This is a genomic window from Streptococcus sp. E17BB, assembly GCF_041807725.1.
Taxonomy (GTDB): Bacteria; Bacillota; Bacilli; order Lactobacillales; family Streptococcaceae; genus Streptococcus; species Streptococcus entericus.
Genome location: NZ_JBGTZC010000017.1, coordinates 1 through 13,032, shown reverse-complemented (window position 1 = coordinate 13,032; position 13,032 = coordinate 1). Strand labels below are relative to the sequence as shown.

General features: G+C 46.6%; 17 protein-coding genes and 1 pseudogene. 2 read left to right on the top strand and 16 right to left on the bottom strand.

The features are described from left to right. Positions 1–40 precede the first annotated feature (40 nt). The 11 genes and pseudogenes from ACERC7_RS05565 to ACERC7_RS05515 form a co-directional block, all read right to left on the bottom strand. Positions 41–306: pseudogene (locus ACERC7_RS05565) on the bottom strand (transposase); the annotation flags it as partial. A gap of 287 nt (positions 307–593) precedes the next feature. Then, entirely contained in the window at positions 594–788 is a 195-nt protein-coding gene (locus ACERC7_RS05560; RefSeq protein WP_018367605.1) for a helix-turn-helix transcriptional regulator, read from the bottom strand. Positions 789–795: 7 nt separating this feature from the next. After that, on the bottom strand, positions 796–1,020 hold the full coding sequence (locus ACERC7_RS05555; RefSeq protein ID WP_373666366.1) for a hypothetical protein: 225 nt from the start codon (positions 1,018–1,020) through the stop codon (positions 796–798). Then, positions 1,021–1,716, bottom strand: a complete 696-nt coding sequence (locus ACERC7_RS05550) for a hypothetical protein (protein ID WP_373666365.1) — start codon at positions 1,714–1,716, stop codon at positions 1,021–1,023. It lies immediately after the preceding gene. A 310-nt stretch (positions 1,717–2,026) separates the two neighbouring features. Next, positions 2,027–2,407, bottom strand: coding sequence for an HIT family protein (locus tag ACERC7_RS05545; protein ID WP_373660384.1), 381 nt, complete (start codon positions 2,405–2,407; stop codon positions 2,027–2,029). 19 nt (positions 2,408–2,426) lie between these two features. After that, entirely contained in the window at positions 2,427–3,320 is an 894-nt protein-coding gene (locus ACERC7_RS05540) for a haloacid dehalogenase-like hydrolase (RefSeq protein WP_373666364.1), read from the bottom strand. Between the two features lie 66 nt (positions 3,321–3,386). Next, entirely contained in the window at positions 3,387–4,091 is a 705-nt protein-coding gene (locus ACERC7_RS05535) for an ion transporter (protein ID WP_373660386.1), read from the bottom strand. Next, positions 4,091–4,822 carry a 23S rRNA (guanosine(2251)-2'-O)-methyltransferase RlmB gene (rlmB, locus tag ACERC7_RS05530; protein ID WP_373666363.1) on the bottom strand — a complete coding sequence of 244 codons (732 nt, stop codon included), beginning with the start codon at positions 4,820–4,822 and terminating at the stop codon, positions 4,091–4,093. Before rlmB ends, ACERC7_RS05535 begins: the two co-directional genes overlap by 1 nt. Positions 4,823–5,035: 213 nt before the next feature. Further along, positions 5,036–5,188, bottom strand: coding sequence for a hypothetical protein (locus tag ACERC7_RS05525; RefSeq protein WP_373666362.1), 153 nt, complete (start codon positions 5,186–5,188; stop codon positions 5,036–5,038). 20 nt (positions 5,189–5,208) lie between these two features. After that, positions 5,209–5,346: a hypothetical protein gene (locus ACERC7_RS05520; protein ID WP_373666361.1), complete on the bottom strand. Its 138-nt coding sequence runs from the start codon at positions 5,344–5,346 to the stop codon at positions 5,209–5,211. Between the two features lie 8 nt (positions 5,347–5,354). After that, positions 5,355–6,176 (bottom strand): GIY-YIG nuclease family protein, encoded by an 822-nt coding sequence (locus ACERC7_RS05515; RefSeq protein ID WP_373660390.1) that lies wholly within the window; start codon positions 6,174–6,176, stop codon positions 5,355–5,357. A gap of 186 nt (positions 6,177–6,362) precedes the next feature. Between ACERC7_RS05515 and ACERC7_RS05510 the strand changes: the two genes are divergently transcribed. Next, positions 6,363–7,178 carry a mechanosensitive ion channel family protein gene (locus ACERC7_RS05510; RefSeq protein WP_373666360.1) on the top strand — a complete coding sequence of 272 codons (816 nt, stop codon included), beginning with the start codon at positions 6,363–6,365 and terminating at the stop codon, positions 7,176–7,178. 66 nt (positions 7,179–7,244) lie between these two features. Here the strand turns inward: ACERC7_RS05510 and ACERC7_RS05505 are convergent, their stop codons facing one another. The 5 genes from ACERC7_RS05505 to ACERC7_RS05485 form a co-directional block, all read right to left on the bottom strand. Beyond that, positions 7,245–8,057 carry a Cof-type HAD-IIB family hydrolase gene (locus ACERC7_RS05505; protein ID WP_373666359.1) on the bottom strand — a complete coding sequence of 271 codons (813 nt, stop codon included), beginning with the start codon at positions 8,055–8,057 and terminating at the stop codon, positions 7,245–7,247. A gap of 3 nt (positions 8,058–8,060) precedes the next feature. Further along, on the bottom strand, positions 8,061–8,624 hold the full coding sequence (locus tag ACERC7_RS05500) for a TIGR01440 family protein (protein WP_373666358.1): 564 nt from the start codon (positions 8,622–8,624) through the stop codon (positions 8,061–8,063). Between the two features lie 518 nt (positions 8,625–9,142). Then, positions 9,143–10,564 carry a Fe-S cluster assembly protein SufB gene (gene sufB / locus ACERC7_RS05495; RefSeq protein ID WP_373658888.1) on the bottom strand — a complete coding sequence of 474 codons (1,422 nt, stop codon included), beginning with the start codon at positions 10,562–10,564 and terminating at the stop codon, positions 9,143–9,145. Between the two features lie 35 nt (positions 10,565–10,599). Next, positions 10,600–11,040: a Fe-S cluster assembly sulfur transfer protein SufU gene (gene sufU / locus ACERC7_RS05490; RefSeq protein WP_373666357.1), complete on the bottom strand. Its 441-nt coding sequence runs from the start codon at positions 11,038–11,040 to the stop codon at positions 10,600–10,602. Then, positions 11,027–12,247 carry an aminotransferase class V-fold PLP-dependent enzyme gene (locus tag ACERC7_RS05485; RefSeq protein WP_373658886.1) on the bottom strand — a complete coding sequence of 407 codons (1,221 nt, stop codon included), beginning with the start codon at positions 12,245–12,247 and terminating at the stop codon, positions 11,027–11,029. The genes sufU and ACERC7_RS05485 overlap by 14 nt, the downstream gene beginning before the upstream one ends. Before the next feature lie 159 nt (positions 12,248–12,406). Here ACERC7_RS05485 and ACERC7_RS05480 point away from each other — a divergent pair, with 159 nt between their 5' ends. Continuing rightward, the gene (locus ACERC7_RS05480) at positions 12,407–12,925 is read left to right on the top strand and encodes a hypothetical protein (protein ID WP_373666356.1); all 519 of its coding nucleotides are present in this window, start codon (positions 12,407–12,409) and stop codon (positions 12,923–12,925) included. The last annotated feature ends 107 nt before the right edge of the window (positions 12,926–13,032 follow it).

Sequence of the window (13,032 nt, the reverse complement as noted above, 5' to 3'; positions counted from 1 at the left end):
GGTTTCTTGACTCATTGTCAACTGTAGTGGGTTGACCCACTTAACACCGAGAGAGGACAAGTTTAGTCTTCTCTCGTTTTATGTTTAGCGCAATGAAAATGCGAGTTTTGAAGTTTTTATCTTCCGAAACCCAAAAGCATTCCGTTTAATGACCTTGATAAGGTTGTTTGTCGCCTCTAGTTTAGCGTTTGAGTAAGGCAGTTTCAAGGCGTTGACAATCTTGTCTTTATTCTTCAAGAAAGTTTTAAAAACCGTCTGAAAGATAGGATTGACGCTCGAAATCGTCTCCTCGATCAACCCCAAAAAAAGCTTTTCCCTGACTGCTGCTCGCTTTCTTGTCTCAAGGCTCGCCCTTCAACAGTCACTCCCCTAAATGTTGAAGCCGCCCCTAGATAGTTGACAGATCAAGGAATATCGACTGCCACCGAACAACCGATTGTAGTCCTCCCTTACCAAAACTCTTTAACCATAATGTGAATGTTTGACGAATGATGCACTCCATCAGTAAAGTGCTACTACCATTTCTTGGTAAAAATCTGATGACTAAACAAACACAGATGGTCAACAGACGTTTCTGCCTGCATTTCCTATACTCATCCTTCCCAAAACAGGTCATCCAAGGTCCTATCTAAAACCTTGCAAATCGCGATACAGAGGTTGATGGTTGGGTTATAGTCTCCTTTTTCGATGGCAGAAATAGTCTGGCGCGAGACACCAACCAGCTCTGCTAAGGCTTGCTGGGAGAGGTCTTTCCCAGCCCGAGCAGCCTTTAAACGAAGATTTTTCATCTCTCACCTACTTTCCTTGCTTGAACCAACTGCTCAAAATCTGAGTAAGCAAGGCGACCCCTAAAACCACTAGGCCAGCTCCCCAGTTCAAGGGCTTTTGAGACGTTGTCCACACAAGGTTAGCCACCAGATAAAGCCATAAGAAAGCCGCTCCCTGCTTGGTAGTTAGTCTCTTAGACTGATTTAGCTTAACTAGAAAGACCACATACACTAGCGCCAGTAACATCACCATCTACTCGTCCTCCTCTTTCTTGTCCTGATAACGGCGATAGAGGATGCTAGCCCCCATGCTAAAGAGGCAAAGTCCTAAAACGAAGAGCGAACCTGACCCCCCTCTGATAAAGAAGGTGCTTAATATCTCCTGCTCTGCTATTGTCCCTAAAAGAGAGGATAGGGTGATGAGCAGCCCAAAAAGCGTGGCAATCCAACCCACCAGCTGACCCTGTCTCCCAAAGCGGTCATCAACGAAGGGGGAGACGCCCTTGAGATTGGCCAAGGTCATGGTCAATCCCACGCCGCCATAGAGCCCTAGCACCACCATGAAGTCAAGTGAGATGACATCAGACCAAAACCGACCGACGAAGATGGAGAAAACAAACACCGCCATGGCATACCAAAAACCAACAGCATAGCTTCTAAGCAGGAAACTTTGCTGCCGTTCGTCATAAACAGGTCTAGTGTTGAGTCGGCGCAAGCGAGAATCAGACAAATCGCCTGTATCAATCTTATGCTGGAGCAGTTTAGCCGTCCTGAGCCCCATGACTAGTCCCAGCAAAAAAAGTGTTGTCAAAACGACTACCGCCCATGCTAGCTTGATGAGAAAGTTATCCTCAGCTGTCAACGCAACCAGTAAGGCTAGCCCATCTACGGCGCTGGTCAGAACAATGGCTAACCACTGGTTCTTAACAAGGTCTTGTTTGGAAAACATCGCAACCCTCCTGTATGTTTAAGTTACCTTCAGTCTACTCCTTTAGATGAATTTTGTCAAGTATATTTTACAAAAAGATTTTTATTATTAACTTTTTACTTGTTTTATGACTAAAAAAGGAGGCCGGGACAAAAGCCCTAACCTCTCAAGTGATGTTTAATTTTCAAGCAAGGCACAGCGGTTGAGTGGACTAACGACTCATCGAATTCTGACGAATGACCGCTTTTTGTCCCACACTCCAATTGATTATACCTAAAGGTCAGGATAGGAATGCGACCACACTGTCTTGTCCTCTGCTTATCCTGTCAACTTAGAGAGCTTTCAAAAATGTCTCCAACTCCCACTGACAAGTTTCAAGGTCAATCTTATCCCAAAAACCATCTCCAGTGCATCGCGGAATCAGATGAACATGAAAATGCGTTCCTTCGTCAATCAACCCCTTGTCGTTGCTTGCCAGAGTGACCCCATCAATCGGTAGATGGGCTTCCAACAGGGCGATTAGCCTAGCTTCTAAGTCAACCAACTCATGACGCTCTGATAACGAGAGGTCTGCCATGCTCAAGACATGACGCTTGCTGAACAATAGCAAATGACCTGTTTGAATAGGATCAATATCAAAAACAAGCTTGAACTGATCACTTTCTAAAAGAATTTGCTCTGGGGTGATGAGGTCACAAAAAATACAGGTCATCTAATCTCCTTTGCTTGATTTAACGGCGGACAGATTGTCCCATGCGGAAATAGGTATGCCGCTTGCCTCGAACAGCAATGCTTAATGCCATGATGTTCTCTGGGTCAGGCATGCGTCCATAACCCCCATCACCAATGTGGTGAATATCTGTGCCAACACGCTTATTGCTGAGACCAAAGTCTCTGATGGTTTGGAGGTCTGCACTTTCCTGACTAGTGCCGATAGTCGACATGACTAAGGCACCTTGGGCTTTGAGGTCAGCAACGATATCAGCAAGCCCCTCCTCACGTACGCCAGGTACTGTCCCTACAGCTGGTACGAGAACCCCATCAGCACCAAGTGCAATAAAGTCTCTGAGGGCTTCAGGGTTGACCACCGGTTCTCCCAGCCCTGCCCCATGCATTTTCCCTGCGAAAATGAGGCCACCAAAGTGTTCTTTAGCCAAAACGATAGCTTCTTTGATGGCAGCCAGAGACACTCCAGTTGATGGGTTCCCTGTCAGCATGATAAAATCAACACCCAGCTCACGAGCTGCTCTGAGACTCTGCTCATTGACCTGACGATCGAGGGAAATGTGTACCTGCTCATCAAGGACGGTTTGGGTCTTGTCGACAGGTTCTAAGTTGATTCCAATGGGACGACCTGTCAGGCGCTTGATTTCAGCGATAGGATTGTCACAAGTGTAAAAGCCGACGATGCTCTTGTCAAACACGTCAAACTCATTAAGCACCAAGAGGTCACAACCAAACGTCGCCATCATCTCTGCGTTAGTAACCCCTTCAATCAGGGGAGCAGCTGTCACCACAGTCTCCCCCAAAATCGTCCGACCTTCACTGGTCAAAATAGCCTGTTTGAGTTCATCTTTGGTGATGTTCTCGATGTCGCTCGCATAGCAAGAAATTAAACGTTTCATTAGATTCTCCTTGTATATGATAGGTCTATTATACACTAAAAAACAGCGATTGAAAACGCTGTTTTTTTATTTTTCACGTGCTGTTATTTCCTCCAAATATCCCGCTGTGATAATCCCTGCAGGCAAGGCAACCACACCAATGCCAATAATAGAGCTGAAGATGGTCAGCAATTTGCCCCAATCTGTCTGTGGAACAAGATCACCATAGCCAATAGTAGTCAATGTCACTGTTGCCCAATAAAGAGCGTCTAAAAATTGATGAAACTGATGCGGTTCAAGATTAAACATGACCAGAGCGGAAATAAAGATATAAGCTAAAGCAAAGACAGCCACCAACAACAATGACTCGCTTTGCTTTCTAAGGACCGTTACAACAAGTTGAATATTTTTAGAATAACGAAAAATTTTGAAGACCCTGAGTGATCGAATGAGACGAAAAACCTTGAGCAGGCGGAAACTATTGTTAACCAAGGGCAAGGCAGCCAAAAAACTAATGGCATCAATAAAGGCTAGAAAGGTTAGGGGGTAGAGCCAAAAAGACAAGGAGCCTTTTTTGAGGTAGAAATCAGCGGTCGCTAGCCTGAGTAAGTAGTCAAAGGCAAAAATAATGGCAACAATTTGCTCGATACCTGTCATGATGGGGCTTGTTCCCTTGCTCATCAGGGGCAACAAACTAAGCAAAATGACCCCAATCATCATGCCATCATAACATTTTGCCCAGATGCTCGCCCGTCCCTCAACAGAAATAATGCTATAGATTGTCTGTCTCATTAACTCAACCGATTCCGATAGACTTCGTACATGAGTACGGCTGCCGCGACACTGGCATTGAGGCTTTGGACATGCCCACTCATGGGAATGGTCACCATCTCATCGACTTGTTTTTTAATATTAGCTGAAATGCCTTTGCCTTCATTGCCGATGATAAGGGCAACCTTGCCTGCGGTGTTCCATTTGGTAGATGGTGTCCCGTCCATGTCTGTCCCAAAAATCCAAAAACCTGCAGCTTTAAGCTTATCCAAGGTTTGGCTGAGATTGGTCACGCGAGCAATAGGGACATGCTCAACTGCTCCTGTCGAGGTTTTAGCGACAACAGGCGTCACACCAACTGCACGGTGTTTGGGGATGATAATCCCTGTCACATTTGTAGCATCAGCTGTCCGCAGGATTGAGCCAAAGTTATGTGGGTCATTGAGCCCATCAAGGATGAGGATAAGGGGATTATCTGCCTGCTCTGCCATGTCCAAAATGACCGACAAGTCCGTATACGCAAATTCCGACACGCGCAGGACAAAGCCCTGATGCACCGCACCGTCCGTCATCTCGGACAGGGTCTTTTTCGGCGTCCATGAAATAGAGACCTTTTTCTCCGCCGCAAGTGCCTTGACCTTGTCAACATTCTTGCCCCGCAGGTCATCCTGAATATAGAGCTTGTTGCCAGTGTTAGCTTGTAAACTTTCCATCACGGCATGTACGCCGTAAACGATATCTGTGTGTTGCATACCCCTATTTTAGCATAAAACAGGCGATTAAAAAAGGGAGAGATAATTCTCTTCTCCCTTTCTATCTCCCTTTAGCCAGGGATAACGCTGGCTCCTGGGATGTTTTGCGCATATTGTTCTGCGGAAAACTTATCATAAAATTCGCCCAATTTGTTTCCAAATTGGTCTACAACCAACCATTTTTGCATCGCACTCACCTCCTTTCCTGTCAGGTTACAAGTCATCCACACCAATTTTTCCTGTAGCTATATCTGAACGAAAGGTTTCTACTAATTTCTTTGTTAGCTTTTGTCGGCCATATAGTTTTTTGACATGAGAAGTCACATTCATTTCAATATGCTCCCCATCTTCTTCTACAACAACCAATAGAGCTGCTTTACGGTAAACTAGCCAGTTCCCATGTCCACCCCTCCCAACTCTGTAACTGAATAACCTCTCGGCTTGGCTTCTCTTAAGATATCACGTAATTTCCCTTGTGCAGCATGGCGTTCGGACGGCTGGTGCTTCACCTCAACGATTTTCATATTCCCTCCTAATTCTCATTATAGCCGAATGCTCTACTTTGCAGAACTTCTTTCCAATAACTTTCACGTTTTAAGATATAGGTATCATCAACCTTAGCATTGTAATTTTCTAGTAGACTGTATTGAAAATGTTCCTTAACATAGTCGAATCCTTCACTGTCAATGACCTTTTTCAATCCCTTGTTACCACCATGTCCATTGGCAATATAGGACTGCCAGCGTTGCAAGAGCATGCCCGCGTCACTCGTTGCCGAGCCAACATAGAGCTTTCCAGTGTGACGGTCCGTAATGAGGTAAACAGCTTTTTGATTGGTCAAAGCGGTAAGCCAATCTTTTTTACCCAAGCGTAAAATCAGTTCTAACTGTTGATAAGAAAGACAAAGGTTGTCATACCCCGGAAAGGCTTCACCTCCATAAATCTCTGGTAAAATCTCATAAACCTCTAAAGAGTCAGCTACTGTCTGAAACCCAAAGACAGGAGCTCGACCCGGACGTTTGCAATGTAGAATAACCCTAGCAAAATAAGGTGAATACTTCTCCACTACCTGACCCTCATAATTTTGTCCAAAAGTAACGCCTAGTTCTTTCGTTACCCGCTTGATGGTCGTCAACAACCATTTATCATGCCCCATTTGGACGAGATTTACTGCAATATCGCCAACAGAATAATTCCGATTTTTATTTCTCCAAAAAAGATTAAAATTATCAACTGTTTCAGGATCGGCTAAATAATTCTGCAAGGGATTTTCACCTGTCCAATTATTGAACTTCACTCGTACCCGTGGCAATTCTTCCTCTGAAAACTGTAAAATATCTTGTAATAGAATCACGGTCTCCTCCTTCTTGTTTGACCATTGGGGTTAAGGTATTGATTGTTAAATCAATACCTGTTATACTTAGTATAACAGGTATCCTCAAATAAGAACCATTCTAAACAAGTTATAGCCAACCTCGACAATTTTCTTGGTCATCTCCCAACAGGTGACAAGTCAGCCTTTTTTTGCTAGACTAGGGCTATGAAAACTCTGATTAACGATGTGCTGACCCTTGACTGGGACCAACTCTTGACCTCACTCGGTGCAAAAACGGCCTACACTCTTCTGATTCTCCTACTGTCTTGGCTCGCTAGGCGCCTCGCCCATTTTCTGGTCAAATGGCTGAGCTCTAAAACCCCACCCTTCACTGCCCAAGACCTTGCCCGTCAGCAAACCTTGGTCAAGCTCTTTTTGAGCCTTTCTGACTACACCATTTTCTTTTTAACAGGCTATGGGATTCTGGCTGTTATCGGTGTACCTGTGTCCAGCCTTATTGCTGGCGCTGGTATCGCTGGTTTAGCCATTGGACTGGGGGCACAGGGCTTTTTAACAGATTTAATCAATGGTGCCTTTATCTTAATTGAACGCCAATACGATGTGGGCGATCAGGTGGTTATCCAAAATATCGCAGGTAAAGTCACTAACCTAGGCATCCGAACCACTCAGCTCAAAAGCAGTGACGGCACCATTCATATCATCCCAAACCGTCACATTACCTACGTCTCAAACTACTCACGGGGCAATCGCCGTGTCCAGATTGACCTGCCACTGCCTTTTGATACTAATTTTGATCACGTTAACAGCTTGTTAACAGAGGTCGGCAATCAAGCCGCTGCTGACCACCCACATGTTCTGGACAGCCCCACTTATCTAGGCGCTCGAAAAGCCCTAGACCAGTCGACCATTTACCGTGTTGAACTGCTGGTTGAAAACGGCAAGCAAGAAAGTGTCTACTACACCTTCTATCAACTATTTCAAAAAACCTTGCAAGAGGCTGGCATCACAGCAAAACGTTAGAAAACTAAAACAATCGGTAGCTCACCCAGGCTACCGATTCTTATTTTTCTGTTTTTCAATCGAGCATCACGATCTTAGCAAGTAACGCTCAATAGCTTCCACGCAGCCACCCTCATCGTTTGTTGGCACAACATGGTTAGCCAGAGCCTTGATACTGGGTTTGGCGTTGCCCATCGCCAGCCCCATACCTGCTTCTTGCAACATGGTACGGTCATTATCACTATCGCCAACACCGATAACCTCCGCCATCCCAAAACCCAATCGCTGACAGAGCAGCTGTAAGCCTGCCCCCTTATCTGCGCCTTGGGCGGTCAACTCAAGACCTGTTCGTTCGGCTTTTACAAGGGTAATAGCCGAGCTAGCCAACTGATCCGCATAGGCTTCTCTCAACTCGGGTGTTTTAAAGTAGATGTTGATTTTCTCACAGGCTTTCTCTGCTAAGAGTTGGTTTAAATCAGATACAAAGACTGCCGTATCCAGATAGAGTTGTCTAAACTGCTCCATATAAAAGGCCTCTATCCGATTAAATTGACTGGACTGCACATAACCTTGCCCGTCAGCCATCACCACGACAAAAACATCTTCTCTATCCAATAAATCACAGACCGTCGCAACAACCTCAGCTGATAAGGATTTTTTTGCCAAAACTGTCTCCGTAGAAAAATCATAAATCAAACCACCACTAGCAAGCACACCATAACGAACCATCGGCAGAACTGGCAAATAGTCCTGTAACTCTGATGCCGACCGTCCTGTCGCAAGTACCACTGTTTTGCCAGCCTCATCCGCCCGCCCCAGCGCTGCAACCGTTTCCGGGTCAATCGTATGGTCACTCCGCAATAAGGTGCCATCCATGTCAAAAGCAATTAATTGATACATCACTCACGCCTTTCTCATCGCATCCGTCGCATAACTAGCTCGAGCACCGCCGATTAGCTTAGGACGACTTGCAAGAGCCGTCACATGAGCACCACCTAGCTCACGCTGACTGGGGCGCAGAGGCACTTGCACGTGTTTAACATGCATCCCAATCGCCGTGTCACCGATATCCAGACCCGCAAAAGCCTTAATAAACTCAACCACAACTGGATCAGTCATGTACTTGAACGCTGCCACCTGCCCTGAGCCACCAGCCTGCAAGGTCGGCAAGACCGACACCTCATCAAGACCTAGCTTTTCGGACAACTCACGCTCAACAACCAAGGCACGGTTCAAATGCTCACAGCCCTGAACTGCCAAATAAACCCCACGACGAGTCAAGCTCTCTAACACTGTTTTGACAATAACCTCGCCAATCTCCTGACTGGAATTTTTGCCGATAACCCCACCATTCACCTCGCTAGACGACAAACCAAGGACAAAAACCTGCCCTCGCTTAATGCCACTGCGCTCAATAATCTCCTCTATAATCTCTCGCATCTCAACCGCTAAACGTCCTAAATCCATAGTCACCTCACTTAACCTTATTATATCACAAACCCCGATCAACTGGAGCAGGTTCGTTTTTTTGACAATAGCAGAGCTTTAGAGATTATTGCCCTATTTTTTACACAAGGTTGAAAAGTTTTAGCATGAGTTATAAAACAAACCCTTCTACCGCCTCATAAACGGTCTAAAACCAACAATAAGCAATCGCAATTTCTTTAACAATCTATACCTAATCTCGCTTTTCCCTACCTATCACCTCAGTCGACAGAACGGTGGTGTTGAGAGTGGGGCAAAAATCGGTCATTCGTCAGAATCCGATGAGTCGCCCCACCTCCGCACAGTTGAGTAGGGCTGTGAAAGCTGATAAAATCAGCGAATTAGAGCCCACTCACCCAATGCGCCTTGCTTGAAAATTAAAAATCACTTGAGAGGTTAGGACTTTTGTCCCAGCCTCAACTGGTCACCAGTAACTACTCACTTCTGTCGGAAGACTTTCGGTGTAAACGAGCCCTATGGCTCGTTTGCCACTCGGCATTCTATCCGACAGAGCCCTCCATCTCATAGGCAATCAGTCTGTTGAGTTCAACGGCGTATTCCATCGGTAGTTCCTTGGTGAAGGGTTCGACAAAGCCCATGACAATCATCTCGGTGGCTTCTTGTTCAGACAGGCCTCGGCTCATGAGATAATAGAGCTGCTCTTCGGAAATCTTAGACACCTTGGCTTCGTGCTCCAAAGCAACTTGGGAGTTGTGGATTTCATTGAAGGGAATGGTGTCCGATTTGGACAAATCATCCATGATAATGGTATCACACTCGATGTGGCTAACCGATTTTTTGGAATTCTTATTAAAGATCACCTGACCGCGGTAGTTGACTGCACCGCCGCCTTTGGCGATGGATTTGGAAACGATCGACGAGCTAGTATGAGGGGCATTGTGAATCATCTTGGCCCCCGTATCTTGCACCTGCCCCTTATTGGCAAAGGCAATGGACAGCATGGTGCCACGCGCTCCCTCACCCTCAAGGTAGACAGACGGGTACTTCATGGTCGTCTTAGCGCCCAGATTGCCATCAATCCACTCCACCGTGGCATTTTTTTCGGCACGTGCCCGCTTGGTCACCAGATTATAGACATTGTCTGACCAGTTTTGGATGGTGGTGTAGCGCATGTAGGCTCCCTCGTGGGCGATAATTTCCACGATGGCAGCATGGAGACTATTGGTCGAATAGGTCGGAGCCGTACAGCCCTCCACATAGTGAACACTGGCTCCCTCATCAACGATGATTAGCGTCCGCTCAAACTGCCCTGTCCCTTCATTGTTAATCCGAAAATAGGTCTGCAAGGGAATATCACACTTGACCCCTTTAGGGACATAGATAAAGGTGCCTCCTGACCAAACTGCCGCATTAAGGGCAGCTAGCTTATTGTCTGTTGGCGGAACGAGCTTGCCAAAATATCTTTTGAAAAGGTCAGGGTACTCTTTAAGAGCGGTATCGGTATCGGTGAAGACGATCCCTAACTTTTCAAACTCCTCTTTCATGTTGTGGTAGACCACCTCGGACTCGTACTGGGCAGCCGCACCAGCCAAATAGGCTCGCTCAGCTTCTGGAATCCCAATTCGCTCGAAGGTCTCCTTAATCTTGTCTGGCACATCGTCCCAAGAACGCGCTGGTTTGTCCGAAGCCTTCTGATAATAAACGATGTCATCAAAATCCAGCTCCGACAAATCTGCCCCCCAGTCCTGCATGGGTATCTTTTGAAAGGCTTGATAGGCTTTGAGGCGGTAGTCCAGCATCCAATCTGGCTCCCCCTTGACCTGCGACAGCTCACGAATGACCACCTCACTCAGCCCCTTGCCGGTCGAAGCCACCAAATCGATGCCCTCATCATGAAAGCCAAACTTGTACTCGCCCAAGTCAATCGGTGTGGGCTCAATGATTTCCGTTGTTTCTGACATAAGTGTCCTTTCTTTTTCCTACGGTAACTTCTATACTATCTGTCTTCTATATCGCTCAACGCCTTTTCCAACCCCTTCCACGCTAAGGTTGCACACTTGATCCGTTGGGGGAACTTAGACACCCCTGAGAGGAACTGGGCATCTCCCAGCTCTTTTTGTCTGGGGTCACTGGGCTCTCCCTGTACCATCTGGGAGAAGAGCTCTGCCATGGCGAGAGCGTCTGTGACGCTGAGCCCCAACACACTATCCGCCATCATGGAGGCAGACGCTAGCGAAATGCTACAGCCATCTCCATCCCAGCCAATCGCAGCGATACGGTCATCCACCAGCTCAAGGCTGAGAGAAAGGACGTCGCCACAGGTTGGGTTGTGGAGGGTGTGGGGAGCCTGTTCAGGGAGAAGCCCTCGGTGGTGAGGGGTTTTTGTGTGATCTGTGACCACCGCCTTGTAGAGGCTGTCTAGCTTAGAAAGTGCCATCAAAATACTCCTTGGTTGCTTGCAGGGCTAACAGCAGTTTGTCACAGTCCGCCAGCGTGTTATAAAGATAAAAGCTGGCACGCACCGTTGCGCTCACGCCTAGGTAACGATTGAGGGGCTGGGCACAGTGGTGACCCGCACGCACGGCTACCCCCTCATAATCCAGCGCCGTCGCCACATCATGGGGGTGGAGCCCCTCTAGGTTAAAGGACACCAGTCCAGACTGCGGCCGCCCATAGATGGTCACACCGTCCATGCTCTTTAGCCCCGCTAGCGTATAGTCGAGAAGCTCTTGGCAATGGCGGTGCACCGCATCTCCCCCTAGCTGAGTCAGATAGTCGATAGCCGCCGCAAGGCCGATAGCCCCAGCCACATTGGGCGTTCCTGCCTCAAACCGCCAAGGGCTTTCTTTCCAAGTTGCGCTCTGCTCATAAACAAAATCAATCATCTCCCCACCAAAGGTCGTGGGTTCAAATTGGTTGAGCAAATCTGCCTTACCATACAGAACACCAATCCCCATAGGAGCCAACATCTTATGCCCCGAAAAAGCGAGGAAGTCACAGCCCAGCGCCTGCACATCAAGGGGCAGATGGGGAGCAGACTGGGCAGCGTCCACCACCAAGTAAGCCCCCACGTCGTGCACCAACTGAGCGATCTCTGCGATAGGATTGATCACCCCTAGCACATTTGACACATGGCAGAGACTGACAAACTTGGTCTTAGGCGATAATTTTGCCCGCAAGTCCGCCATGTCTAAGCCACCATCTGCCAGCCCCACATAAACCAGCTTTGCTCCTGTCCGCTGGCAAACCTGCTGCCACGGAATGAGGTTGGCATGGTGCTCCATAATGGAAATAATGACCTCATCATCTGCGGTCAAAACCTGACCAGCCAGCCCAGCCACTAGGTTGAGACTATCTGTCGTTCCCTTGGTAAAGATAATGTCTCGGCTAGAGCTCGCATTGAGAAAGCGGGCAACAGTCTCACGCGCTGCCTCATAGGCAGTCGTGGCTCGATTGCCCAGCGTATGCACACCTCGGTGGACATTGGCATTATCTGCTTCGTAGTAAGCTTGAACGGCTTCGATGACCTGCCGCGGCTTCTGGCTGGTCGCCGCACTGTCCAGATAGACCAGTGGCTCATCGTTGACCAGCTGGTTGAGGATGGGGAAGTCTTGTTTTAAGTATAACACAGAATTATTTTTCATATCTTTTAAAACAGCACATAAATCTTTGACAATCATTTTATAAAGCGATAGAAGAAAACGTTTTCCTGTTGTTTGTTGCCACTTTTCTCTGGAAAGGAGGAGAAAGAAAAGTGGCTACAGCACTAATTTTAAGGGTATCATTAATCCGTTTTTTCAAAGATGATGACCTCAAAAGTTGCTTCACGTGAGAAAGGAATAGCTCAAATGAAAAAATTGATACTTTCGATAGTCGCTCTTTTAACCCTGTTTAATTTACAAACTGTCGCTAGTGCTAATACTGGCGAAGAACTAGTTGTGTCATTTGAAAAATTAGAATTTACAGTTAACGACTATATGCACGATAATATTGATGTTTCCTACTCCAATAACGGAAACATTGAGGTTGCTACCGTGACTGATTTAGACACAGGCGAAGTCGTGGAAACAATCGAACTTATACCTAATATTCTACCAAGAAGCCCCTTTAGAAACGCCACTAGAGACAAATTCTCACACACTCTACGCCGAACATTTACAGTAGCTAGAACAACTTTACAGCTTGATATACAAGTTGAACTCTACAAAAGAGGATCTTTTAGGCAAATAAACTCAGTTCAAGGAAACTATCTTGGAATAACTAACGCTGTAACCAACACTTACATTGAAGGTCAAACGGTTAACGTGAATCGGTTACACTAAACTAGACAGAATTTATAAAGTGTTCTACACTAAAGAAAACAGGAGAACTCTATGTCTAGAAAAATCCGTCGTCAATTTAGTGATGACTTTAAGCAACAAATTGTTGA

What these genes read in the sequence shown, in the direction of transcription:
- ACERC7_RS05480 (WP_373666356.1), top strand. Translation starts at nt 12,407, where the DNA reads ATGATGACCTCAAAAGTTGCTTCACGTGAGAAAGGAATAGCTCAAATG.
- ACERC7_RS05560 (WP_018367605.1), bottom strand. Translation starts at nt 788, where the DNA reads ATGAAAAATCTTCGTTTAAAGGCTGCTCGGGCTGGGAAAGACCTCTCC.
- ACERC7_RS05550 (WP_373666365.1), bottom strand. Translation starts at nt 1,716, where the DNA reads ATGTTTTCCAAACAAGACCTTGTTAAGAACCAGTGGTTAGCCATTGTT.
- ACERC7_RS05485 (WP_373658886.1), bottom strand. Translation starts at nt 12,247, where the DNA reads ATGAAAAATAATTCTGTGTTATACTTAAAACAAGACTTCCCCATCCTC.
- rlmB (WP_373666363.1), bottom strand. Translation starts at nt 4,822, where the DNA reads ATGCAACACACAGATATCGTTTACGGCGTACATGCCGTGATGGAAAGT.
- ACERC7_RS05555 (WP_373666366.1), bottom strand. Translation starts at nt 1,020, where the DNA reads ATGGTGATGTTACTGGCGCTAGTGTATGTGGTCTTTCTAGTTAAGCTA.
- ACERC7_RS05505 (WP_373666359.1), bottom strand. Translation starts at nt 8,057, where the DNA reads ATGTATCAATTAATTGCTTTTGACATGGATGGCACCTTATTGCGGAGT.
- ACERC7_RS05535 (WP_373660386.1), bottom strand. Translation starts at nt 4,091, where the DNA reads ATGAGACAGACAATCTATAGCATTATTTCTGTTGAGGGACGGGCGAGC.
- ACERC7_RS05540 (WP_373666364.1), bottom strand. Translation starts at nt 3,320, where the DNA reads ATGAAACGTTTAATTTCTTGCTATGCGAGCGACATCGAGAACATCACC.
- ACERC7_RS05500 (WP_373666358.1), bottom strand. Translation starts at nt 8,624, where the DNA reads ATGGATTTAGGACGTTTAGCGGTTGAGATGCGAGAGATTATAGAGGAG.
- sufB (WP_373658888.1), bottom strand. Translation starts at nt 10,564, where the DNA reads ATGTCAGAAACAACGGAAATCATTGAGCCCACACCGATTGACTTGGGC.
- ACERC7_RS05545 (WP_373660384.1), bottom strand. Translation starts at nt 2,407, where the DNA reads ATGACCTGTATTTTTTGTGACCTCATCACCCCAGAGCAAATTCTTTTA.
- sufU (WP_373666357.1), bottom strand. Translation starts at nt 11,040, where the DNA reads ATGGCACTTTCTAAGCTAGACAGCCTCTACAAGGCGGTGGTCACAGAT.
- ACERC7_RS05510 (WP_373666360.1), top strand. Translation starts at nt 6,363, where the DNA reads ATGAAAACTCTGATTAACGATGTGCTGACCCTTGACTGGGACCAACTC.
- ACERC7_RS05520 (WP_373666361.1), bottom strand. Translation starts at nt 5,346, where the DNA reads ATGAAAATCGTTGAGGTGAAGCACCAGCCGTCCGAACGCCATGCTGCA.